Source organism: Kitasatospora sp. NEAU-69 (assembly GCF_057158765.1).
This window is the reverse complement of record NZ_JBWXUE010000012.1, coordinates 106,810-129,826: the sequence shown is the minus strand read 5'-3', so window position 1 is coordinate 129,826 and position 23,017 is coordinate 106,810. Positions and strand designations below refer to the sequence as shown.

The window sequence follows — 23,017 nt, the reverse complement described above, 5'->3', positions numbered from 1 at the left end:
CCGTCGCCGGGTAGCGCTGGTTCAGAGCACGAGGGTCTGCCAGCCGCGGTCGATCTGCTCCTGCGCGCTGCCCAGGGACGGATCGGCCGCCTCCAGCCGCGCGACGATCCCGGCCGCGCTGCCCCCGCGGTCGGTGGGCACCTTGCTCAGCGACTGCTCGACCACGGCGGCGAGCTCCGGATCGAGCTCGCGCACCGCTCGCAGCGCGGCCGGTTCGGGGCCGAAGTCGACGATCTTGCGCATCACCGCGACGGCGCTGGTCGCGTCGAACGGGCTCGCGCCGTACGCCGCCGCCGCCACGCAGCAGCCCCAGGCCCAGAGGTCGGCGTGGATGCCGACCGGCCCGTCGCCGAACTGCTCCGGCGCCATGTAGGTGAGCGTGCCCGGACTGCCGCCGAGCTGGGTCAGCCGGGTGCGGTCCACCATCATCGCGATGCCGAAGTCGAGCAGCTTCGGGCCGTCGCTGGTCAGCATGATGTTCGCGGGCTTGAGGTCACGGTGGATCAGCCGCTGGGCGTGCACCGCGCGCAGCGCCTGGGCCAGCGCCATCGCGAGCGAGCGCAGCGCGGCGGCCGAGCGGATCGGGCCGTTCTCGCGCAGGTGCGCGTCGAGCGGGCGGCCGTCCAGCAGCTCCATCGCGATGAACGGGATGCCGTCGGCGGTGCCGGTGTCGAGCACCCGGGCGGTGTGCGCGCTCGGCACCTTCAGCAGCACCTCGGCCTCGCGCTCGAAGCGGCGCAGCAGGTCGGCGTCGTCCAGCAGCTCCGGGCGCAGCGTCTTCAACGCGACCTGGGTCGCGGAGCCCTGGCGCTTCGCCAGGTAGACCGAGCCCATGCCGCCGGCGCCGATCTTGCCGAGCAGCCGGTAGGCGCCGATCGCGCGCGGGTCGCCGGGGCCGAGGTCCTTGCAGCGGATGGCCGGGGTGTCGAGCGCGGTGGCGGGGGCGGTGGGGGGTGGGGTGGCGGGCTGCGGCGGGACGGTTGGGGTGGCGGGCTGCGCCTGCGCCTCCGGCTGCTGCTTGAGCTGCTGTTCCGGCTGCTGCTTCGGCTGCTTGGGGGTTCGCGGCGGCTTCGGGGTCCTGGCCGGCTTCGGTGCCGGCTCCGCCTTCACCACCACCGGCATGCCGGGCACCTGCGGCGGCGTCAGCACCGCGCGTGAGCCGTGCAGTCGCACCGCCGGGAGCAACGCGACCAGCTGCCAGACCAGCAGCAGCGCGATCGTCATCACCGGCAGCAGCAGCACCAGCACGGCCCGTACCACGAGCTGGACCGCCAGGTGGCGGCGCAGCGCCGAGCGCTCCCAGGTCTGTGACGGCATCCGCGAGCAGAGCAGCAGGTACCTGGTCCGGAACCAGACGCCGAGCCAGGCCGACGTCAGCCCGAGAGCGAGCAGTACGGCCGCCACGCCGCCCGGGTCGCTGCCGGTCAGCGCCGTCCACAGCGTGCTCATCGGCCAGGGCGGGCTGAACCGGATCTGGTGGACGTTCAGCACGTCCTTCGCGGTGGTGTAGTGGTGCGTCACCCCCAGGTGCATCGCCCAGCTGACGCCGCCGACGGCCAGCACCGCGAAGAGCGGGTCCAGCACGCTCGCCACCAGGTGCCGCGGATAGGCCGCACCGAGCGAGCGCAGGTGGAACTGGCGCTGCGAGGCGTCCTGCGCGAAGGCCTGCCTGATCTGCTTGCGGCGCTCGTTGCTCACCAGCCGGGACCGGTGGCCGCGCTGGCTGCGCAGCAGCGCCGTGAACGTGGCCAGGCGGACCACCAGCACGGCCACCAGGACCCAGACCAGGGTCTGGCCCCAGAGGGGGTTGTCGAACCATCCGTACTGCGGCGGCCCCAGGTTGCTCTTCATGCCGCTCCTCCCCCGTAGACCAGCCGGATCATAGCGGCGGCCTCAGTCCCAGAGCGCACCCAGGGCGAGCAGCTCGTCACGGTGCTCGATCCGCCGCACCCAGTCGGCCGGCCAGACGTCCGGACCGGCGTGCGCGCCCGCGAACGCGCCGGTCAGGCAGGCGAGCGAGTCGGAGTCGCCTGAGGAGTAGGCGGCCCGGCGGACGGCGGTGACCGGGTCGTCCGGGAAGAGCAGGAAGCAGAGCAGCCCGGTCGCCAGCGCCTCCTCGGCGATCCAGCCCTCCCCGGTGATCAGACACGGGTCCGCCTCCCGGTCGGGAGCGGCGAGCGCGGCGTCGAGGCGGTCGAGGACGGCGAGGCACTCGTCCCAGCCGCGGGCGATGAACTCCTCGGCCGAGTGGTCGTGCGCCCGGCTGACCAGGTCGCCGAGCCAGTACGCGTCGTAGCGGGTGCGGTTGGCGAGTGCGTGCGCGCGCAGCAGGCCCGGCAGCTCGGCCGGCGCGGCGCCCTCGGTCAGCAGCCGGACGGTGAGCGCGGTGAGGTCGCTCGCGGCGAGCGCGGTCGGGTGGCCGTGCGTCAGGGCGGACTGGAGCTGCGCGGCGCCGGAGAGCTCCTGCTCGCTCAGCCCGGGGATCAGGCCGAGCGGCGCGACCCGCATGTTCGCCCCGCAACCCTTGGACCCGAGCTGGCTGGCGTCCTGCCACAGCCGCTCGGGCTCGGCGAGCAGGCCACAGGCGCGCAGGCAGGTCATGCCGGGCGCGCGGTTGTTCTCCGGGGAGATCGACCAGGCGACGAACTCGTCGCGCAGCGGCTCCGCGAAGCGCTGCGGCGTGAGCTCACCGGCCCGGCGCACGGCGCGGGCGAGCGCGAGCGTCATCTGGGTGTCGTCGGTGATCAGCGCCGGGGTGGGGAGCGGGAGCTCCCGCCAGTCGGGCCACAGGGCTTGCAGCTCGCCCAGGCTCTTGAACTCCGTCGGGTACCCCATCGCGTCCCCGATCGCGAGGCCGAGCAGGGTGCCGGTTGCGCGCATCATGCGGTTACCACCAGTTCGTTCAGGCCGCGGATCACGTAGCCGGGCTGCCAGCTGGGCTCGCGCACCAGCGACAGGCCGGGCGCGCGGCGGAGCAGGGCGCCGTAGGACTCGGTGAGCTCCAGGCGGGCGAGCGGGGCGCCGAGGCAGAAGTGGATGCCGGCGCCGAACGTGACGTGCGGGTTGTCGGTCCGGGTGACGTCGAGCCGGTCGGGCTCGGCGAAGCGCTCCGGGTCGCGGTTGGCCGATCCGAAGAGCAGCGCGAGCTCGGCACCGCGCGGGATCGTGGTGCCGTGCAGTTCGATGTCTTCGAGGACCCAGCGCTCGAACATCTGCAGCGGGGTGTCGTAACGCATCAACTCCTCGATGGCCGTCGGGAGATGGGCGTCGATGTCAGAGCGCAGCAGGGCGAGCTGGTCGGGGTTGCGGAACAGCGACCACCAGCCGTTGCCGGTCGTGTTGACGGTCGCCTCGTGCCCGGCGTTGAGGAGCAGGACGCAGGTGGAGACCATCTCCTGCTCGCTGAGCGCATCGCCGTCGTCCTGGGCGGCGATCAGCGCGGAGATGAGATCCGGGCCGGGGTTCGCTCGCCGTTCACGGATCAGGGTGCGCAGAAAGTCGGAGAACTCGACGCTGGCGGTCACGGCCTTCTGTGCCGTCTCCGGCGAAGGGTTCAACTCGAACATCCCGGTGATCGCCGCCGACCACGGCCGCAGCAGCCCCCGGTCGGACTCCGGCACCCCGAGCATCTCGGCGATCACCGCGACCGGCAGCGGCTCGGCGACCATCGAGATCAGGTCGCCACCGCCGTCCTTGAGCAGCCCGTCGACCAGTTCCTCCGCCAGCCGCTGCACGGTCGGCCGCAGCTCCGCCACCATCCGCGGCGTGAACGCCTTCGAGACGAGCCGCCGGATCCGGGTGTGGTCGGGCGCCTCCAGGTCGAGCAGGCCGCTGTCGTTCAGCGTGTGGAACGCCTCGTGCGCGGGATCGGGCGGCGTCTGCCCGAACTCCTGGTGCGTGAACCGGTGCGTGTAGGTGCGCCCGAGCCGGCGGTCCCGGAGAAGTGCGCTGACGTCCTGATGCCGCGAGATCAGCCACTGGTTGCTCGGCTCGTAGTACGAGACGGGCGAGTGCTCCCGCAGCTCGGCGTACGCGGGGTACGGATGCGCGATGAACTCCGGGGACCAGGGATCGAAGTGCGGCGTCATTCGAGCAGCGTAGCGAGGGGATCAAGCGGAATGTCCTCGGCCGTCCCCAGATGCCAGGCTTCGAGATGCCGCCGTCGGAGCACCCGGATATCGGTCCGCCGGCTGTGGTCTCGGAGCAGGAAGGCTGCGCGTTCCTGCTCGTCCAGCCGAACGCACTCCGCGCAGTCCGCATGCGTGCTCACGACTCCGCCTCCAGTAGGGCTCGGTCCGGGCAGCGCTCACTACCGCACAGGCAGAGCGGCCAACCACTGCTCCGGGAATTGCTGAGCCTGAAGTCCGGGTCATAGCCGGGAGCCGGGGAGACGACGGCGCGGCGAGCGCCGTTGTCGTCGGTGACGAATCGTCGGTAGGTCCCGACAGTGGGCTCTTCCGCTGCTGACATGAGCTGCTCCCTGATCGTGAACTGTTGCCACGTCAGGTGTACTTCTCCGTGAATCGCCCGCCAGTGGCCACCGTAGTGGCCAGACTGTGCAACCTGAGCGTTGGCACACTCATCAGGACCCTGCGCGAGGCCCGCGGCTGGTCGCAGGGCCGCCTCGCCTCCGCATTGTGCGAGGCCTCCGGTCGCCCCACTCTGACGCGTGAGGAGATCAGCCGGTGGGAGAACGGGAAGCGGTCGGTGGGCCCGTTCTGGCTGGCTCATATGGCTACGGTCTTCGGTCTGCCGATCGCGGTCTTCGAGGCCGCTGCGGTGGGCCACCCGTCGCCGGTCGGCGAGGTCGCCCGACAGGGGCTTGTCGATGCGCTGGGCGGGCACGCCAGTGTCGATGACTGGCAGGAGGTAACAGACGACTACGGACGTGCCTTCATGACGCTCTCAGCGCGTGAGATCGAACCGCAGCTCGCCGGCGACTTGCTCCTGCTGCGCCAGAGCTTGGCGGACTCCCAATACCTTTGGGAGTCCGCGGCCAGACTCTCCGTCGTCATGGGGATGGCCGAGGCTTCGCTCAACGGCCCTGCGGCCTCCGCCCGCTGGTATCGAACTGCCGTCAAGTCGGCCGACCGCTCCGGCAGCCTGGCGCTCCGCGAATGGACACGCGGGCAGGGCGCACTCGCCCTGGTCTACGAGGGTGCCGAGCCATCCTCGCTGGTCAGTATGGCAACCGATGCGCTTGCCCTGTCCGAACGGCCTTCCATGGGACGGCTCTGCGCCCTACTGGCCCAGGCTCATTGCTACGCGAGGCCCGACTGGCCCGGAATGCCATCCGGACTGCCGACGAGATGTTCCCGTCAGTGGACTCACCGCCGTGTGCCACTGTCTTCTCCATGCCGCAGTGGGGCTACAGCCTTACCAAGACGCTCGTTCACGCCCGGCTCGGCGACGTCGAGCAGTCGCAGCAGGAGCAGGACACCGCCGACCGCTTGAGGCCCGGCGGCCTCGGTCGGTTCGCCGCTCACACGAGCGTTCACCGAGCACTGTCGTTCGTGAAGTCCGGAGACGTGAGCACAGGCATTGAGCTGGCCCGCGAAACCATGGCAGCGCTGCCGATCGAGCAGCGGAGCATGGTACTCGGCGGCTTCGTCGCGGAGGTCAAAGCCGCCACCCGGGGTGCCTCACCCAGCTGATCCAGCTCGGCGCAGGCGCTTGATCTTGCCCTTGGTCCGATAGAAGCTGCGTGTCGCTCACATCGACGGTGGTGACCAGGCGGAGGAATGCGTGAGTGCGACGGTGCTGCTGCTCGACGGCAGGAAGACGGCGGACCTGGCGGAGCAGCTGACAGCGGTGTTCGCCGAGGCGTTCGCCGAGCCGCCGTACGGCGAGGGTCCGGCTGACGTCGAGCGGGCGTTCCGCCGGTTCCGTTCGCAGGTGCGCCGCCGGGGGTTCCGCGCGGCTGTCGCCTTCGACGGTGACAACGTGGTGGGCATGGCCTACGGCTATCCGCTCTCGGCGAGCACCGGCTGGTGGGACACGCTGACCGGGCCGGTTCCCGAGGATCTGCGACGCGAGGACGGGCGGCGCACGTTCGGCCTGTTCGAGCTGGCCGTCCGCCCGGCGTGGCGCCGACAGGGCATCGCCACCCGCGCGCACCGAGCTCTGGTCGATGCGATCGACAACCAGCGGATCATGCTGAACACCAGGCCGGAAGCGACCGCCGCGCAGGCCGCATACCGATCGTGGGGGTACCGCAAGGTGGGCGAGACGATCCCATGGGACGGAGCTGCGCTGCACGACGTCATGCTCCTGGAACTGGAGACCTCGGAAGGATCATGAGCCGCATCGACTACTTCGACGACCCCGCAGCTCCACGAGCCAACGCCATCGTGCCGGCCGTGACCGCGTTCGTGGTCAATGACCGGGGCGAGTTGCTGCTGGAGCGGCGTTCCGACAACGGGCGCTGGGGCATGCCCGGCGGTGTCCAGGAGATCGGGGAGAACCTTGCCGGCACGGTCGTGCGGGAAGTGCTGGAGGAGACCGGCATCCACGTGGAGGTAGCGGGCCTGGTGGGCATCTACACCGACCCCGGGCACGTCATCGCCTTCTCCGACGGCGAGGTCCGCCAGGAGTTCTCGGTCTGCTTCCGGGCCCGCCCGGTCGGCGGTCGGCTCCACGTGAGCGCCGAGTCCTTCGAGGTGCGGTGGGTGGCACGGGAGGAGTTGGAGACGCTCGACATGTCGCCCACCACCAGGCTTCGCGTCACTCACGGCTTCCTCAACTCCCCGGTGCCACAGATCAGCTGACCGAACGAGGACGGTCCGCGAGTACCTGGAGTTCCCTCACTACCTGCTCCCCCACCGCACGAGCAGCCTCCCTCCGTGGGTCCTCAGGGTGCGCGTACGGCCCGAGGATCTTCGACGCGACGAAGAGCGTCATCAGCTTGCCGTCCCGGCTCGCGAAGTCAGCACTCCGCTCGGCTCGGACGCGATCAGCCAGGGCTGGTACGGCGAGCGACGCCGCCCACAAGGTGGCCGCGTCCAAGCCCCGTGGAGCCATGCCCCAGTCCTCCCAGTCGAAGACGCAGAACTCCGGCGCCGTCACGTTCGCCCAGTTCAGATCGGCGTGCGCCGGGCGCCACTGACTCACCGTGGCGTCGACGTCCGGGAAGACCTGGCGAATCGTCCAACTCACCAACTCCTGGGTGATCGTCTCCGTGTCCGGTGTGGCAAGCCGATTCGTCTGCTGCGCCGCGAGCGCATCCAGCGAAGCACTGAGCGCCGTCCACCACCCGGGCGCCAGCTCTGGTACCTCGGCCACAACTGCCGACCCCGCCGGGGCAGCCGGCAGCAACGCAGTCTCATCGGCCCGCCAGATCACCGGCTCGTTCCCGTCCCGCCACGCGACGCCGGCCAGCCACGGCGGCTTCGCGATCCCGTGCAGGGCCTCTGCGGCAGCGGTGCCGTCCCCACCCTGGACGGCGATCCGGCCCAGCCCGCACCGCTCGACGCGCACCCAGGTGCCACGCTCAGTGCGCGTGCCCACAGATCGGCGCTTGCGGACCAGCGTCACTCGGTCGAGCCGCGTCCCCAGTGCCGCCTCGACACGCTCCAGCACCCCGCCTACCGATACCCAGCGCAGATCCGTCATGGGGCAACGGTAGCGATGCTCAAGACAGTTGGGGGCCTCAGTCCGCCGTCGCGAGGCAGTGGACCAGGGTCGGCAGCGCCTGCAACATTGCCTTCCGGCGACGGAAAAGCGGGTGCGCGGGGCGAGCGGGGTGCGCAGACTGGGCGGGCCGAATCTGCCGATCATCGGAGGAAATCCCCGTGCAGGGTGCCGTCGCCGTTTCGCCGTCGCAGGTTCCCGAGTTGCTGCTCGGGCTGGCCACGGTACGACCGGTGTTCCTGTGGGGTGCGCCGGGGATCGGGAAGTCCTCGCTGGTGCGGGAGTTCGCCGACTCGCTGGGGCTGGAGTGCGTGAGCCTGATCGGGACGCAGCTGGCGCCGGAGGATCTGATCGGGGTTCCGCAGATCACCCCGGAGGGGCGCTCCCGGTTCTGTCCGCCGGAGAGCATCGCCCGTGACGAGCCGTACTGCCTGTTCCTGGACGAGCTGAACGCGGCGACGCCGGACGTCCAGAAGGCGTTCTACTCGCTGATCCTGGACCGCCGGATCGGCTCCTACGAGCTGCCGCCCGGCAGCATCGTGATCGGCGCGGGCAACCGGGCCACCGACGGCGCGCTCGCCCGTCCGATGGCGTCCGCGCTGGTCAACCGGCTGGTGCACGTCCATCTGCGGGCCAGCGCCACCGACTGGCTGGCCTGGGCCGCGGGCAGCGGGATCCACCCGTGGGTGGTGGACTACCTCACCGACCGGCCCGACCACCTCTGGTCCGCGCCGCCGAAGTCCGAGGAGCCGTTCTCCACCCCGCGCGCCTGGCACATGCTCTCCGACGCGCTGCAGTCCTTCGGCCCGACGCTCTCCGAGGAGCTGCTGAAGGTCGTGGCGTACGGGCTGCTGACGCCGCAGCACGCCATCGCCTTCTGCGGCTACGCCAAGATCGTGCGCAACTCCTATGGCCTGGACGCGATCCTCAAGGGCGACGCCCGCTGGCCGCACCGCCTGGAGGACCGCGACCTGCTCTACTACCTCGCCGACGCGTTCCGCGGCCGGCTGGTCAAGGAGCTGCCGGCGAAGAAGGAGTACGCCTCCGACGCGCTGCGGCAGACCGCCTACCGGGCCAAGTCGCTGCTGGTGCAGCTGGCCGAGATCTCGGTCGAGGTGGCCCAGACGGTGATCGCGGACGGGCCGGACGGCAACCCGGTGCTCCCGGGCTGGTTCCTGATCGAGGCGGCCCGGGACATGCCCCGGCTGGTCGAGGCCCGGCGGTGAGGCGCCCGCAGCAGCAGCCGCAGAAGGCCGGCGATCCCGCAGCCGAGGCGCTCGCCCAGGGCCTGGTGCTGCTGCGCCGCAACCCGGCCCTCGCCTCGCTGGACACCACCCTGTGCCGCGACCCACAGTGCGGGCTGCGGCCGGCCGCGGGCGGCTGGGCCGTGGTGGACTCCAACGGCGTGGTGCACGTCGATCCCACGCGGCGGGCGGATCCGGCCGAGTGGGCCTGGGTGCTGGCGCACAGCCTGCTGCACCTCGGCTTCGGACACGTCCCCGGCGCCGAGGGCCCGCGCACCCAGCCCGACGAGTACCAGCTGGCCGCCCGCTGCCACGTGGTCAACCGGTTCCTGGCCACCTTCTCGATCGGACGCTCTCCGTTCGAGCTGCCGGCCGCCTTCGTCGGCGGGGACGAGGAGGAGCTGGCCGCGCACTGGCGCCGCGACGGGCTGCCCCGGGTGGCGGGCACGGCCGGCGCCGAGCCGGACCTGTGGCTGGTCCCCGCGCACCGCCGCACCCCCGAGGACTGGACGACGGCCTTCGCCGCCGCGCTCACCCGCACCATGTCGGCGGCGATGGACCTGGCCGGCGGCCGCCGCGAGGAGCTGACCGGCGCGCGCCTGCCGGAGCGGCCGTGGACCCGGGCGCTGAACTGGTTCATCTCCTCCTACCCGCTGCTCGGCGGGCTCGCGGCCGGCATCACGCTGGTCGCGGACGCGGAGCTGGCCCGTGCGCAGGGCATCGCGATCGCCGCGGTCAACGCCGAGGCCGGCGAGATCTACCTCAACCCGCTGCGGCACTACAGCGACGAGGAGTGGCGGTTCATCCTGGCCCACGAGATGCTGCACGCCGCGCTGCGGCACGGCGACCGCCGGGGTGCCCGGGACCCGTACCTGTTCAACGTCGCGGCCGACTACGTGATCAACGGCTGGCTGCTGGAGATGGGCGTCGGCGAGATGCCCGAGGGGCTGCTGCACGACCCGGAGCTCAAGGGGCTGTCGGCCGAGGAGGTCTACGACCGGATCGTCCGCGACCAGCGCCGGATCCGGCGCCTGGCGACGCCGGCCGGCAAGGGCCGCCCCGACCTGCTGGGCGAGCCACTCGGGCCGCCACGCGACTACGTCGATCTGGACGACTTCTACCGCCGCGGCCTGCAGCAGGGCTTCGAGCTGCACCAGCGCGAACGCGGCCTGCTGCCGCGCGGGCTGGTGGAGGAGATCCGCGCGCTGGCCCACCCGCCGGTCCCGTGGGACGCCCGGCTGGCGCGCTGGTTCGACGCGTTCGTCCCCGCCCCGCAGGCCGTCCGCAGCTACTCCCGGCCGTCCCGGCGGCAGGCCTCCTCGCCCGGCATCCCGCGCGCCGGACGGTACTTCCCGCCCGAGGAGGTGGCCCGCTGCACCTTCGGGGTGGTGCTCGACACCTCCGGCTCGATGGACCGCCGGCTGCTCGGCAAGGCGCTCGGCGCGATCGCCTCCTACGCGGCCGCCCGGGACGTGCCGGCCGCCCGGGTGGTCTACTGCGACGCCGCCGCGTACGACGCCGGCTACCTGCCGCCGGAGGACATCGCCGGCCGGATGCGGGTGCGCGGCCGGGGCGGGACGGTGCTGCAGCCCGGCGTGGACCTGCTGGAGCGGGCCGAGGACTTCCCGCCCGGCGCGCCGCTCCTGCTGATCACCGACGGCGAGTGCGACGTGCTGCGGGTGCGCCGCGAGCACGCCTACCTGGTGCCGCAGGGCGCGTCGCTGCCGTTCACCGCCCGCGGGCCGGTCTTCCGGATGCGCTGACGGGCCGGCGGCGACGGCCCAGCGGCGACGGCGGCTCAGCGAGGACTCAGCGCAGGCGCTTGATCTCGCCGCGAGTGCGGTAGAAGCCGCGGTCGGAGGCGTGCAACTCGGGGACGACGTAGCGGGCGCCGGGCACCCGGATGTCCTTGGGGAACTGGACCCGCCAGGCCGCGTCGTACCCGGGGGTGATGACGCGGATCCGGGTGCGGGAGCCCTCCTGGACGCACTCCAGCTCGATGCCGGCACCGGCGCCCGCGCCGCCGCTCACCCACTCGATCTCGGCGCTCGGGGCGACCCGCTCCAGGCTGCCGGCCTTGATGTCGGCGGTCTGCGGGAGGTGGCCGCCCTCGGCCTGCTCGATGGCCGTGGAGCTCACGTCGAGGCAGGCGAGCGAGCCGTCGGTGGTGACCAGGTAGAGGCGGCCCTCGCGGTACTGCATGCTGTACGCCGAGCCGCAGCCGGTGGCCAGCTTCCACAGGCGGCGGCCGTCGGCGGCGAAGCAGTAGACGGACGAGGAGCTGTCCCCGGCGAAGACGAACTGCCCGTCCGGCGAGGCGGCGCAGGAGTAGACGGCCGCGTCACAGCGGTAGCGGGCAAGCTCGGCGCCGTCGGCCTTGGCGAGGCGGTGCACCCAGCCGCGGGCGGTGCCGGCGAAGACCTCCTCGCGCTCCTGCCAGCCGAACAGCACCGCGCCCTCGGTGCGGGTGTGCCAGCGCTGGTCGCCGCTGCGCGACTCGTAGCGGGTGACGCCGGTCGACAGGCCCTGGTAGACGCCGTCCGGGTCGCAGCGCACCATCCAGCCGGAGCTGCCGGCGGTGGCGCGCCGCCACTGGAACTCGTCCTCGTGGTCCACCGTGGTGATGCCGCCCTGCGCGTCGGAGACGCCGAGCACGCCGTCGTGGATGTCGAGCCAGTAGATGTCCACGTCGGCGGCGATCTCGTAGGCCACCCGGGGGACCTTGCCGCCGAGGTCGTAGACCCGGCCGTCGTCGCAGCCGGCGTAGATCCAGGAGTCGTCGGCGACGATGCACTTGACGCCGTCCGGCAGGCCGAACCGGCCGGTGACCCGGCCGTCGTGGGTCAGCGTGTAGACGTCGCCGGACTGGTTGCCCACCCAGGCGCCCTGCTCGTCCACGAAGACGCCGAAGGCCGGCGCGCCGGAGCGGAACCGCCACAGCACCGGGGCCTGACGGGCCGTCGAGCGGGTGCTGACCATCTCGCGGCGGGTGACCGCGCGACGCTGGCGGACGCCGCGCTGGGCGGGGGCGTAGCCCTTGCGGATCTTCTCGCCGAGCTTCTTGGCGGCGGCCGCGGCCGCCTTCTCCACCGTCGGGTAGGAGGTGGCGCGGCTCTGGCCACCCTCGCCGATCCTGCCGTACGTGATGGTCAGCTCGGTGCCCGCCTGACGCACCTCGTAGAACTTGTGGGCGCTGCCCTGGTCCTCGGAGAGTTCGAGGTAAGTGACCTGCTCGGACATCAGAACCCTCCCGGGCGTTCGGTGTTGGGAACAAGCTAGCGAGCGGCACTGACAGGCGATCCGCAGCTCAGGCCGGCACCGCCTGCGCCGAACCGGGCGTCGAGACCGATGCGGCGGCCGGCTCCGCCACGGCCTCCTCGCGCAGCCCGTAGCGTGCGTGCAGCCGGGCCAGCGGGGCCGGGGCCCACCAGGCGGTGCGGCCGAGCAGGGCCATGGTGGCCGGCACCAGCAGCATCCGGACCACCGTCGCGTCGATCAGCACCGCCAGGCTCAGGCCGAGGCCGATCTGCAGGATCTGGCCGAAGCCGCTGGTCATGAAGGCGGCGAAGACGATCAGGATCAGTGCGGCGGCGCTGGTGACGATCCGTCCGGTCTGCGACAGGCCGGTGCTGACGGCGGCCTTCGCGTCACCGGTGCGCAGCCACTCCTCGCGGACCCGGGCCAGGATGAAGATCTCGTAGTCCATCGCGAGGCCGAAGGCGATCGCGGCGATCAGCGGCAGCGCGACCAGGTCGAGCGCGCCCATGCCCTGGCCGCCGAGCAGCGTCGCGCCGTGGCCGTCCTGGAAGACCAGCTTGGTGATGCCCATCGCGGCGCCCAGCGACAGCGCGGTGGAGAGCACGGTCTTGACCGGGATCAGCAGCGAGCCGGTGAAGGCGAAGAGCAGCAGCAGGATGCCGCCGACCACGATCGCGAGCGCACCGGGCAGCCCGTCGGCGAGCATCTGCTGGAAGTCGGCGACCCGGGCGGCGGTGCCGCCGACCTGGATATCCCCGCCGTGCTCCGCGGCGCGCAGCGTGTGCACCAGGGCGAGCGCCTGCGGGCCGTCGCTGCTGACCTTCGGGGTCAGCTGGAGCTCGGTGGTGCCGTCCGACAGGGTCGAGACGGTGGCGGCCGAGACCTGCGGCAGGGTCCGGGCCCGTGCGGTGAACGCGTCCTCGGCCGGGCCGTGGCCGGTCAGCAGCACGTCGATCGGGTCGGCGGTGGAGAGCTCGGGGTAGTGCGTGCGGACGGTCTGGTAGGCGAGCCGGCCGTCCGAACCGGCGGGCAGGTAGCGGGCGTCGCCGGAGGTGGTGCGCAGGCCGGCCAGCGGGAGGGCGAGGGCGGCGAGGGCCGCGGTGAGGGTGACGGCGACGACCAGCGGGCGGGCGGTGGCCACCGCGGCGATCCGGGCGAAGGTGCGCCCGGCGGTGGGCTTCGGCTCGCGCAGCCGCAGCCGGTGGCCGAACCGCACGAGCAGCGCCGGGACCAGGGTGAGCGCGGCGGCCATGTCGATCAGCACGACGGAGCTTGCGGCCAGGCCCATGCTGCGCAGGAACGGGCTGTCGAAGGCGAGCAGGCCGCAGAGGCAGACCGCGACGGTGAGGCCGGAGAAGAAGACGGTACGGCCGGCGGCGTGCACGGTGCGGGTGACGGCGAGCACCCGGTCCGACGTGTACCGGCGCTCCTCGCGGAACCGGTTGATCACCAGCAGCGCGTAGTCGATCGCCAGGCCCAGGCCCAGCATCGTGGTGACCTGCAGCGAGGAGGCGCTGATCTCGGTGAACTCGCTGACCACCAGCAGCGTCAGGAAGGTGCCGGCGATCCCGCAGAACGCGACCAGGATCGGCAGGCCGGCGGCGAGCAGCCCGCCGAAGACCAGCAGGCAGAGCACCAGCACCAGCGGCAGCGAGATGATCTCGGCCCGGCCCACGCCCTTCTTGCCCGCCTCGTTCATCTGCTGGGAGAGCAGCGGGCCGCCGCTGACCTGCAGGTGGGTGGCGTGCAGCTGCCGCAGCCGGGCCTCGGCGGCGTCCTGGGCGTTCTGCTGCGCGTCGTCGGTCAGGCCGGCGGCGAGCGTGACCGGGAAGATCAGCGCCTGGTGGTCCACCGACACTCCGCCGCCCCGGCGGTACGGATCGGGCACCGGAGCGACGCCGGGTATCGCGCCCAGGTCGTGCACCGCGGCGGCGATCTGGGCTCTGAAGGCCGGGTCGGTGACGTCCTGGCCGGAGAGCACCGCGCTGATCGTGCCGCCCGACTGGTCGGTGCGGTCGAGGTGTTCGCCGACCCGGTGCGACTCGCTGCCGGGCACGGAGCTGACCGAGCCGGTCATCCGGGTGGCGCTGATGCCGCTGAGGCCGAAGCCGAGCAGGATCACCACGATCCAGCCGAGTAGCACGGCGATCGGGTGGCGGGTGGTGAGGCGAGCGATCAAGGAGGTCATGGGCAGTACTCTCGCGGCCGCGGCCCTCATCGCGGATCGCCCGGCGGAGCGGTCCCGCACCCTCCCCCACGCGGGTGATCAAACGGGACGGCCGCTCCCCCGCGAGGGGGAACGGCCGGGCGGTACGGACTCGAGCGGGCGCGTCGAGCCGCCGTCAGGACTCGCCGGCCACCACGGCGCCCGCCTCGTAGGCGAAGACCACCGCGTGCACCCGGTCGCGCAGCTGGAGCTTGCTCAGCACGTTGCTGACATGGCTCTTGACGGTGTGTTCGCTGACCACCAGCTCGGCCGCGATCTCGGCGTTGGAGAACCCGCGCGCCAACAGGCGCAGCGTCTCCTGCTCGCGGACCGTCAGCTGCTCCAGCAGCTTGGACGGCGCCCGGACGGCCCCCGTGGCACTCGCCGCGCCGACCGGGCGGCGCGCGGAGAACTCGCTGATCAGCCGCTTGGTGACGGACGGCGCAAGCAGTGCCTCACCGCCGGCGACCAGCCGCACGCCGTGCGCGAGGTCGTCCCGGCGGACGTCCTTGAGCAGGAACCCGCTGGCCCCCGCGTACAGCGCGTCGTAGACGTAGTCGTCGATGTCGAAGGTGGTCAGCATGATCACCCTGGTCTCGGGGTACTCAGCGCAGACCCGGCGGGCCGCCTCCAGGCCGTCCATCTCGGGCATCCGGACGTCCAGCAGCAGGACGTCCGGGCGGTGTTCGGCGACCGCCGCGACGGCCTCCAGGCCGTTGCAGGCCTCGGCGACCACCTCGATGTCCGGCTGCGCGTCCAGGATCATCCCGAACCCGGCCCGGACCAGCTCCTGGTCATCGGCCACCACTACGCGAATCGACATGCTTCCCCTCACAGACTTCCCGCGCCCAGCGGCAGCCGGGCGGTCACCACGAACCCACGGCCGTCCGGCCCGGGGCCGGCCGCGGCCCGGCCACCGCAGGCGGCCGCGCGCTCCCGGATGCCGACCAGCCCGCGCCCGCCGGAGAAGCCGCTGACGGTGCCCGACACGTCCCCGAGGCCGCGCCCGTTGTCGCTGACCGCCAGCTCCAGCGCCTGGTCCAGCTCGGCGATCCGCACCTCCACGGCGTCCGCGCCGGAGTGCTTGACGATGTTGGTCAGCGCCTCCTGGACGATCCGGTAGGCGGCCGCCTCGACGTCGGCGGGCAGCGCCCGGCCGGCCTGCGGCAGCTCCAGCTCGACGGCGACACCGGCCTGGCGGACCCGCTCGGCGACCGCCGACAGCTCCACCAGCCTCGGCTGCGGTGCCAGCTCGGGCCCGGCGCCCTCCTCCTTGAGCACGCCGAGCACCCGGCGCAGCTGCACCATCGCGTCACGGCCGGAGTCGGCGATGGTGTCGAAGGCCTTGATCGCCTTCTCCGGGTGGCTGTGCACCACGACCGGGCCGGCCTCGGCGTGGATCACCATCAGCGAGACGGCGTGCGCCAGGATGTCGTGCATCTCGCGGGCGATCCGGGCCCGCTCCTCGGCGACCGCGCGGGCCGCGTCACTGGCCGCCCGCTGCCCGGTCTCCCTGGCCCGGTCGGCCTCGGCGCGGGCGAGCCGGCGCAGCTCGCGCACCGCGGAGCCGAGCACGAAGGAGCCGATCCCGGTGAGCTCGCTGAAGATCATCCCGTTCGGCGAGTGGGTGCCCAGGATGCTGGACGGCACCAGGATCGCCAGCATCAGCCAGCGCTGCCAGTCCCGCCCCAGGTCGGCGACGGTGTAGATGATCACGATGCCGAAGAGCGCGATCTGCGGCTGCGCCGAGTGCGCGAGCACGCCGAGGGCGATCGAGAGCAGGCCGGAGATCCAGAAGACCGCGAACGGCGCCCGGCGGCGCCACGGCAGCGGCAGCGAACAGCCGCCGGCCAGCAGGTACGTCCAGACCGGCCAGTGCGTGTCGTCGTTGTAGACCGCCCAGAGCGAGATCGCTGCCGAGACGAGCGCGATCACGGTGTCCGTGACGTACGGGTTGATCCCGCCGAACCGCCGCTGCACCCGCCGCCCCTGGTCGGCCAGCCGGCCCTGCCAGCGCTTCATGACCTCCACGTCCGCCCCCTCCGCGTCCCGGGGGAGCCTACCGCCCGCGCTGAGCAGGTCGAACGCCGGTCGCGGGCCCGTCCGCGGCAGCCTGCCCGGCTCAGGCACGGGTGATGGTGAGGTTGCCGGTGTCCGTCTCCGCGTCGATCACGCGGGGAGCCGTGGGGTCCTGCCGGACGGTCACCTTCGCGCCGCCGGTGTCGGCCTTGGTCCGCACGGCGTAGCCGAGCCCGTCCGGGACCTTCACGGTGACGTTGCCGGTCGAGGTGCGGGCCGTCACCGAACCGGGCGCGGCGCTGAAGCCGGCCGTGACGTCGCCGGTGGACGAGCTCAGCTCGGCCGTCGCCGCGCCGAGCCGGACCGCCTCCACGTTCCCGGTGCCGGTGTCGGCCGTCACCCCGGCGGTCAGCCCGTCCAGGTGCACCGAGCCGGTGCCCGCGCTGACCCTGACCACCGTGCCGGCCGGGACGTCCACCTCGTAGCCGACGCCGCAGTCCTGGTCGGGGCAGCTGTAGGTGAGCGTGAGCGTGCCGTCGGACGAGACGGCGTGGGTCGAGGCGGGCGGCTTGCTCCGGTAGTTCTGGTGCTCGATCACGCTCACCGCACTGCCCGCGCCGACCACCCGGATGTCCCCGGTCCGGCCCTGCACGACGAGCGTGTGCACCGGCTGCTCGATCCCGTACCGGACGAGGTCGTGCTGGTCGTCGTCGCCCAGGAAGCAGCCGGACATCCCGAACGTGATGGCGCCGGTGATCGCGGTGTACGTGAGCAGGCGGGCCAGGCGCTGGTTCATCTGAGGTCCCCTCGGGCGGTGGCCCGGACGCTCCGAACCGACACCCCAGAGCCTGCCCGCCGCCACCCCTCCCCCGGATCACCCGCCCGAGCGGTTCAGCCGCCTCCCCCGTACGAGGGAGCCGACCGCGCGGCCGACCCCACGCAGGCCCGACGGAACGTCCGCGACCTGCCAGGCGGCCCGGCCGAGCAGCAGGCAGAGCGGGGTGTAGAGCAGCAGATTGAGCCAGTAGAAGGCGTCCCGCGGATCCGCACCGGTCCCGGTCACCCAGACCAGCCCCACCGCGCCCCGGGCCAGCAGCCCGCCGGCCACCGCCCGGCTCCCCCAGCGCGGCAGCGCCGAGGGCAGCAGCCGGCCGAGCGCGGGCAGCCGGCCGGCCCGGACCAGGACCAGCGCGGAGGCGGAGAAGAGCAGGCCGGAGAGCGGGATCAGGCCCTGCGGAGTGAACGGCACCTGCATGTTCAGCACCAGGTGGGAGAGCCGGGCATCGTCGCGCACCGGCCAGGTGCGCCCGGTCGCCCAGTACGCGTGGATCAGGCCGTCGACCGCCAGGACGGCGGCAACCGCCTTGGCCGAACCGGCGCTGCTGACTGACGTCATGTCATCACCTCATGGGGTGTCGGAAGATCTGGACGCCCCGAGGAGCGGCCGGCCCGGCGATCCGTTCCTGTGACGAGCGCCACTGCGCCGGCCCGGAATCCGCTGGGAACCTTCTGCCCGTTCGGCCCCTCCCTCCTGGGCCCGCTCTCTAGTGACGGAGACCGCCTTGCAGGAGCAACCGCCGCCCGACCTCGCCGCGCTGGTCCGCGCCGCCCAGCGCGGCGACCAGCTCGCGGTCTCCCGGCTGCTCGACCTGATCAGCCCGTACGTCCGCCGGCTCTGCGGCCCGATCGCGCTCGACGACGGCGCGGACGCGGCGCAGGAGGCGCTGATCGCGGTCTTCCGCAAGCTGCGCCAGCTCGACGAGCCGGCCGCGCTGTTCGGCTGGGTCCGCGCCATCGCGGTGCGCGAGGCGGTGCGGCACGCCGCCCGGGCATCCCGGTTCCGGCCCGCCGAGCTGACCGAGCTGCCGGCCCCCGGTGACCCGCAGCTCGCCACGGACATCCGCGACGTGCTGGAGCGCCTCTCCCCCGAGCACCGCGCCGTGCTGCTGCTGCGGGATCTGGAGGGCCTGGACGAACGACAGACCGCCGAGCTCCTCGCGGTCGCTCCGGGCACCGTGAAATCCCGGCTCTCCCGGGCCCGACTCAGCTTCCGAAAGGCGTGGCAGCAATGACCGAGCGGCAGAACGAGCGGCAGAGCGAGCAGCAGGGCCGGCAGCACGAGCAGCAGCACGACGGCGCCTGGCCGGTCGCGGACTTCGACCCGGTCCGGCGCCTGCACGTGATCGCCGCCACCGCGCCGGGTGCCGCCCGGGTCGGCGAGACGGTGATCGAGGCGCCGTTCGAGCAGGTCTGGTCCGTCGCCCGGGACCTGGAACGCACCATGCCGCTGTGGATCCCGGACGTGCGCACCGTCCGCCTCACCGAACCGGCGCCGGACGGCCTGCTGCGGGCCCGGATCCACGGCCACTCCCGGCTGCGCACCACCTTCGCGATCGACCTCGCCCCCGGCTGGTGCCTGATGCAGAGCCGCTTCGTGCTCGGCGGCATGGCCGCCCGTCCGGAGGGCGCCGACGCCACCCGCTTCGCCTTCCTCGGCGGCCTGCGCTTCCCCGGTGCCCGCTGCCTCGCGCCACTGCTGCGCCCGTTCACCGGCGACCCGCTGGCGCGGTTCGCGGCGTTGCTGCGGGAGTGACGGGAGCGCACGGAAAAGCCGCTGGGCGGCCACCCCGGAGGGTGGCCGCCCAGCGGCTTCATGCGGTCAAGCGGTGACTCAGCCGGTGTACGGGCCGTAGTCGTAGTCGTCCAGCGGGACGGCCTGGCCGGAGCCGGCGCCGAAGGGCGACAGGTCGTAGTCGTCGTAGCCGACGGCCGAGTACATCGCGGCCTTGGCCTCTTCGGTGGGCTCGACCCGGATGTTGCGGTAACGGGGCAGACCCGTACCGGCCGGGATGAGCTTACCGAGGATGACGTTCTCCTTGAGGCCCAGCAGCGGGTCCGACTTGGCGTGGATCGCCGCGTCGGTGAGCACCCGGGTCGTCTCCTGGAAGGAGGCGGCCGACAGCCAGGACTCGGTGGCCAGCGAGGCCTTGGTGATACCCATCAGCTGCGGACGGCCGGAGGCGGGGTGACCGCCCTCGGAGACCACGCGACGGTTCTCGGTCTCGAAGCGGCCGCGCTCGACGAGCTCGCCCGGGAGCAGCTCGGCGTCGCCCGACTCGATGATCGTCACGCGGCGGAGCATCTGCCGGATGATGATCTCGATGTGCTTGTCGTGGATCGACACACCCTGCGAGTTGTAGACCTTCTGGACCTCGGCGACCAGGTGGATCTGGACGGCACGCTGGCCCATGATCCGCAGCACGTCGTGCGGGTTCGTGGCACCCATGGTCAGCTTCTGGCCGACCTCGACCGCCTCGCCCTCGCTCACCATGAGCTTGACACGCTTGGAGACCGGGTAGCTGATCTCGTCGGTGCCGTCGTCCGGGGTGATGACGATCTTGCGGGTCTTCTCGGTGTCCTCGATCCGGACCCGGCCCTGCGCCTCCGAGATCGGGGCCACACCCTTGGGGGTACGGGCCTCGAAGAGCTCGACGACACGGGGCAGACCCTGGGTGATGTCGTCACCGGCCACACCACCGGTGTGGAAGGTACGCATCGTCAGCTGGGTACCGGGCTCACCGATGGACTGGGCGGCGATGATGCCGACCGCCTCACCGATGTCGACCAGCTTGCCGGTGGCCAGCGAGCGGCCGTAGCACATGGCGCAGGTGCCGACGGCGGACTCACAGGTCAGGATCGAGCGGGTCTTGACCTCGCTGATGCCGTGGCGGATCAGCTCGTCGATCAGCACGTCACCGAGGTCGGTGTTCGCGGTCGCGATGAGCTTGCCGTCGACCGTGATGTCCTCGGCCAGCATGCGGGCGTAGACGCTGGTCTCGACGTCGTCCGTCTTGCGCAGGACGCCGTTGTCGACCGTGCCGATCGCCAGCTTCAGACCGCGCTCGGTGCCACAGTCCTCCTCGCGGATGATCACGTCCTGCGAGACGTCCACCAGACGACGGGTCAGGTAACCCGAGTCGGCGGTACGCAGCGCGGTGTCGGCCAGACCCTTACGGGCACCGTGGGTGGAGATGAAGTACTCCAGCACGGACAGACCCTCACGGAACGACGCCTTGATGGGTCGCGGGATGGTCTCGTTCTTGGCGTTCGACACCAGACCACGCATACCGGCGATCTGACGCATCTGCATCATGTTTCCACGAGCACCCGAGTCGACCATCATGAAGATGGGGTTCGTCTTCGGGAAGTTCGCGTTCATGGCCTCGGCAACCTCGTTGGTCGCCTTGGTCCAGATGTTGACCATTTCCTGCTTGCGCTCGTCGTTGGTCATCAGACCGCGCTCGTAGTTCTTCTGGACCTTCTCGGCCTGAGCCTCGTAGCCCTCGAGAATCTGCGGCTTGCTCGGCGGCACGACGACGTCCGAGATCGAGACGGTGACGCCCGAACGGGTCGACCAGTGGAAGCCGGCCGCCTTCAGGTTGTCCAGCGTCGCCGCGACGATGACCTTGGGGTAGCGCTCCGCCAGGTCGTTGACGATCGCGGAGAGCTGCTTCTTGCCCACCTCGTAGTCAACGAACGGGTAGTCCTCGGGCAGCAGCTCGTTGAAGAGCGCGCGGCCCAGGGTGGTGCGCAGGCGGAAGGACTCGCCCTCGAACCAGGACGACTGACCGTCCTCGTCCACCGGCGCGGTCCAGCCGCGGGGCGGCACGGTGCCGATCGGCAGGCGCAGGTCGATCGGGGCCTGGACGTCCAGCTCGCGGGCGTCGAAGGCCATGATCGCCTCGGCGGTGGAGGAGAAGGAACGGCCACCGCCCCTCACCTCGTCCCGGTCCGAGGTCAGGAAGAAGAGACCGAGCACCATGTCCTGGGTCGGCATGGTGACGGGGCGACCGTCGGCCGGCTTCAGGATGTTGTTCGAGGACAGCATCAGGATGCGGGCCTCGGCCTGCGCCTCCGCGGAGAGCGGCAGGTGGACGGCCATCTGGTCACCGTCGAAGTCCGCGTTGAACGCGGTGCAGACGAGCGGGTGGATCTGGATGGCCTTGCCCTCGACCAGCTGCGGCTCGAAGGCCTGGATGCCGAGGCGGTGCAGGGTGGGTGCACGGTTCAGCAGCACCGGGTGCTCGGCGATGACCTCTTCGAGGACGTCCCAGACGACCGGGCGGGCGCGCTCGACCATGCGCTTGGCCGACTTGATGTTCTGCGCGTGGTTGAGGTCGACCAGGCGCTTCATCACGAACGGCTTGAAGAGCTCCAGTGCCATGGCCTTGGGCAGACCACACTGGTGCAGCTTGAGCTGCGGGCCGACGACGATGACCGAACGGGCCGAGTAGTCGACGCGCTTGCCGAGCAGGTTCTGACGGAAACGACCCTGCTTGCCCTTCAGCATGTCGCTGAGGGACTTCAGCGGACGGTTGCCGGGGCCCGTGACCGGGCGACCACGACGGCCGTTGTCGAAGAGGGCGTCGACCGCCTCCTGGAGCATGCGCTTCTCGTTGTTCACGATGATCTCGGGCGCGCCGAGGTCGAGAAGCCGCTTCAGGCGGTTGTTGCGGTTGATCACGCGGCGGTACAGGTCGTTCAGGTCGGAGGTCGCGAAGCGGCCACCGTCCAGCTGCACCATCGGACGCAGGTCCGGCGGGATGACCGGGACGCAGTCCAGCACCATGCCGTTGGGCTTGTTGGTGGTCTGCAGGAACGCGGAGACGACCTTGAGGCGCTTGAGCGCACGGGTCTTCTTCTGGCCCTTGCCGGTGCGGATGATCTCGCGCAGGCGCTCGGACTCCTCCGCCAGGTCGAAGGTCTCCAGGCGGTCCTTGAGGGCCGCGGCACCCATCGAGCCGGAGAAGTACGTGCCGAAGCGGTCGCGCAGCTCGCGGTAGAGCAGCTCGTCGCCCTCGAGGTCCTGGACCTTGAGGTTCTTGAAGCGGGCCCAGACCTCGTCCAGACGGTCCAGCTCGCGCTGCGCACGGTCGCGCAGCTGCTTCATCTCGCGCTCGGCACCCTCGCGCACCTTGCGGCGCACGTCGGCCTTGGCGCCCTCGGCCTCCAGCTCGGCCAGGTCGGTCTCGGCCTTCTTGGCACGGGCCTCGAGGTCCGAGTCGCGGCGGTTCTCGATCTGCTGGCGCTCGACGGAGACGTGCGCCTCCAGCGACGGCAGGTCGCGCTGACGACGCTCGTCGTCGACCCAGGTGATCATGTAGGCGGCGAAGTAGATGACCTTCTCGAGGTCCTTCGGCGCGAGGTCGAGCAGGTAGCCCAGGCGGGACGGCACACCCTTGAAGTACCAGATGTGGGTGACCGGAGCGGCCAGCTCGATGTGGCCCATCCGCTCACGGCGCACCTTGGCGCGGGTCACCTCGACGCCGCAGCGCTCACAGATGATGCCCTTGAAGCGGACACGCTTGTACTTACCGCAGTAGCACTCCCAGTCCCGGGTGGGACCGAAGATCTTCTCGCAGAAAAGGCCGTCCTTTTCCGGCTTCAGCGTGCGGTAGTTGATGGTCTCCGGCTTCTTGACCTCGCCGTGCGACCACTGGCGGATGTCGTCGGCGGTCGCGAGGCCGATGCGGAGCTCGTCGAAGAAGTTGACGTCAAGCACTGGTCGTCAAGCCCTCTTTCGTAAGTCGAAAGTCGTTCATCTGGTCTGAGGGGGGCCTGGGGGCGGGCCGGCCGCTGGAGTCAGCGGCCGACCCGGCCT

General features: G+C 71.7%; 20 protein-coding genes. 8 read left to right on the top strand and 12 right to left on the bottom strand.

Features of this window, described 5'->3' with window-relative positions:
* Nucleotides 1-21 precede the first annotated feature (21 nt).
* The 4 genes from AC060L_RS16165 to AC060L_RS16150 are packed head-to-tail and all read right to left on the bottom strand — an operon-like array spanning nucleotide 22 to nucleotide 4,270.
* Entirely contained in the window at nucleotides 22-1,851 is a 1,830-nt protein-coding gene (locus tag AC060L_RS16165) for a serine/threonine-protein kinase (RefSeq protein WP_483799439.1), read from the bottom strand.
* A 42-nt stretch (nucleotides 1,852-1,893) separates the two neighbouring features.
* Nucleotides 1,894-2,883 (bottom strand): ADP-ribosylglycohydrolase family protein, encoded by a 990-nt coding sequence (locus AC060L_RS16160; RefSeq protein WP_483799438.1) that lies wholly within the window; start codon nucleotides 2,881-2,883, stop codon nucleotides 1,894-1,896.
* Nucleotides 2,880-4,088, bottom strand: a complete 1,209-nt coding sequence (locus tag AC060L_RS16155) for a cytochrome P450 (protein WP_483799437.1) — start codon at nucleotides 4,086-4,088, stop codon at nucleotides 2,880-2,882. Before AC060L_RS16155 ends, AC060L_RS16160 begins: the two co-directional genes overlap by 4 nt.
* A complete protein-coding gene (locus AC060L_RS16150; protein WP_483799436.1) occupies nucleotides 4,085-4,270 on the bottom strand; it encodes a hypothetical protein in 186 nt (61 codons plus the stop codon). Before AC060L_RS16150 ends, AC060L_RS16155 begins: the two co-directional genes overlap by 4 nt.
* Nucleotides 4,271-4,506: 236 nt before the next feature.
* Between AC060L_RS16150 and AC060L_RS16145 the strand changes: the two genes are divergently transcribed.
* From AC060L_RS16145 to AC060L_RS16130, 4 genes are all read left to right on the top strand, one after another.
* Nucleotides 4,507-5,454: a helix-turn-helix domain-containing protein gene (locus tag AC060L_RS16145; RefSeq protein WP_483799527.1), complete on the top strand. Its 948-nt coding sequence runs from the start codon at nucleotides 4,507-4,509 to the stop codon at nucleotides 5,452-5,454.
* Complete coding sequence (locus AC060L_RS16140; RefSeq protein ID WP_483799536.1) at nucleotides 5,355-5,654, top strand: hypothetical protein; 300 nt, start codon at nucleotides 5,355-5,357, stop codon at nucleotides 5,652-5,654. The genes AC060L_RS16145 and AC060L_RS16140 overlap by 100 nt, the downstream gene beginning before the upstream one ends.
* Nucleotides 5,655-5,745: 91 nt before the next feature.
* Nucleotides 5,746-6,300 carry a GNAT family N-acetyltransferase gene (locus AC060L_RS16135; protein ID WP_483799435.1) on the top strand — a complete coding sequence of 185 codons (555 nt, stop codon included), beginning with the start codon at nucleotides 5,746-5,748 and terminating at the stop codon, nucleotides 6,298-6,300.
* A complete protein-coding gene (locus AC060L_RS16130; RefSeq protein ID WP_483799434.1) occupies nucleotides 6,297-6,767 on the top strand; it encodes an NUDIX domain-containing protein in 471 nt (156 codons plus the stop codon). Before AC060L_RS16135 ends, AC060L_RS16130 begins: the two co-directional genes overlap by 4 nt.
* Here the strand turns inward: AC060L_RS16130 and AC060L_RS16125 are convergent.
* A complete protein-coding gene (locus AC060L_RS16125; RefSeq protein ID WP_483799433.1) occupies nucleotides 6,760-7,611 on the bottom strand; it encodes a hypothetical protein in 852 nt (283 codons plus the stop codon). The two genes, AC060L_RS16130 and AC060L_RS16125, sit on opposite strands and share 8 nt — an antisense overlap.
* 179 nt (nucleotides 7,612-7,790) lie before the next feature.
* On the opposite strand from AC060L_RS16125, the gene AC060L_RS16120 reads away from it, so the two are divergent.
* Together AC060L_RS16120 and AC060L_RS16115 are read left to right on the top strand one after the other, a co-directional pair.
* Nucleotides 7,791-8,855, top strand: a complete 1,065-nt coding sequence (locus AC060L_RS16120) for an ATP-binding protein (RefSeq protein ID WP_483799432.1) — start codon at nucleotides 7,791-7,793, stop codon at nucleotides 8,853-8,855.
* A complete protein-coding gene (locus AC060L_RS16115) occupies nucleotides 8,852-10,636 on the top strand; it encodes a vWA domain-containing protein (protein WP_483799431.1) in 1,785 nt (594 codons plus the stop codon). The genes AC060L_RS16120 and AC060L_RS16115 overlap by 4 nt, the downstream gene beginning before the upstream one ends.
* A gap of 46 nt (nucleotides 10,637-10,682) precedes the next feature.
* Here AC060L_RS16115 and AC060L_RS16110 read toward each other — a convergent pair whose 3' ends face one another.
* From AC060L_RS16110 to AC060L_RS16085, 6 genes are all read right to left on the bottom strand, one after another.
* Nucleotides 10,683-12,113 carry a WGR domain-containing protein gene (locus AC060L_RS16110; RefSeq protein WP_483799430.1) on the bottom strand — a complete coding sequence of 477 codons (1,431 nt, stop codon included), beginning with the start codon at nucleotides 12,111-12,113 and terminating at the stop codon, nucleotides 10,683-10,685.
* Between the two features lie 67 nt (nucleotides 12,114-12,180).
* Complete coding sequence (locus tag AC060L_RS16105) at nucleotides 12,181-14,319, bottom strand: MMPL family transporter (protein WP_483799429.1); 2,139 nt, start codon at nucleotides 14,317-14,319, stop codon at nucleotides 12,181-12,183.
* Nucleotides 14,320-14,473: 154 nt separating this feature from the next.
* The gene (locus tag AC060L_RS16100; RefSeq protein ID WP_483799428.1) at nucleotides 14,474-15,160 is read right to left on the bottom strand and encodes a response regulator; all 687 of its coding nucleotides are present in this window, start codon (nucleotides 15,158-15,160) and stop codon (nucleotides 14,474-14,476) included.
* Nucleotides 15,161-15,168: 8 nt separating this feature from the next.
* Nucleotides 15,169-16,359: a sensor histidine kinase gene (locus AC060L_RS16095; RefSeq protein ID WP_483799526.1), complete on the bottom strand. Its 1,191-nt coding sequence runs from the start codon at nucleotides 16,357-16,359 to the stop codon at nucleotides 15,169-15,171.
* A gap of 100 nt (nucleotides 16,360-16,459) precedes the next feature.
* Nucleotides 16,460-17,152 carry a DUF4097 family beta strand repeat-containing protein gene (locus AC060L_RS16090; RefSeq protein WP_483799427.1) on the bottom strand — a complete coding sequence of 231 codons (693 nt, stop codon included), beginning with the start codon at nucleotides 17,150-17,152 and terminating at the stop codon, nucleotides 16,460-16,462.
* 78 nt (nucleotides 17,153-17,230) lie between these two features.
* On the bottom strand, nucleotides 17,231-17,752 hold the full coding sequence (locus AC060L_RS16085) for a DUF3995 domain-containing protein (RefSeq protein ID WP_483799426.1): 522 nt from the start codon (nucleotides 17,750-17,752) through the stop codon (nucleotides 17,231-17,233).
* A 166-nt stretch (nucleotides 17,753-17,918) separates the two neighbouring features.
* Between AC060L_RS16085 and AC060L_RS16080 the strand changes: the two genes are divergently transcribed.
* Nucleotides 17,919-18,428, top strand: coding sequence for an RNA polymerase sigma factor (locus AC060L_RS16080; RefSeq protein ID WP_483799425.1), 510 nt, complete (start codon nucleotides 17,919-17,921; stop codon nucleotides 18,426-18,428).
* Nucleotides 18,425-18,949: an SRPBCC family protein gene (locus AC060L_RS16075; protein WP_483799424.1), complete on the top strand. Its 525-nt coding sequence runs from the start codon at nucleotides 18,425-18,427 to the stop codon at nucleotides 18,947-18,949. The genes AC060L_RS16080 and AC060L_RS16075 overlap by 4 nt, the downstream gene beginning before the upstream one ends.
* Before the next feature lie 78 nt (nucleotides 18,950-19,027).
* Here the strand turns inward: AC060L_RS16075 and AC060L_RS16070 are convergent, their stop codons facing one another.
* Nucleotides 19,028-22,918: a DNA-directed RNA polymerase subunit beta' gene (locus AC060L_RS16070; RefSeq protein WP_483799423.1), complete on the bottom strand. Its 3,891-nt coding sequence runs from the start codon at nucleotides 22,916-22,918 to the stop codon at nucleotides 19,028-19,030.
* Nucleotides 22,919-23,017 lie beyond the last annotated feature (99 nt).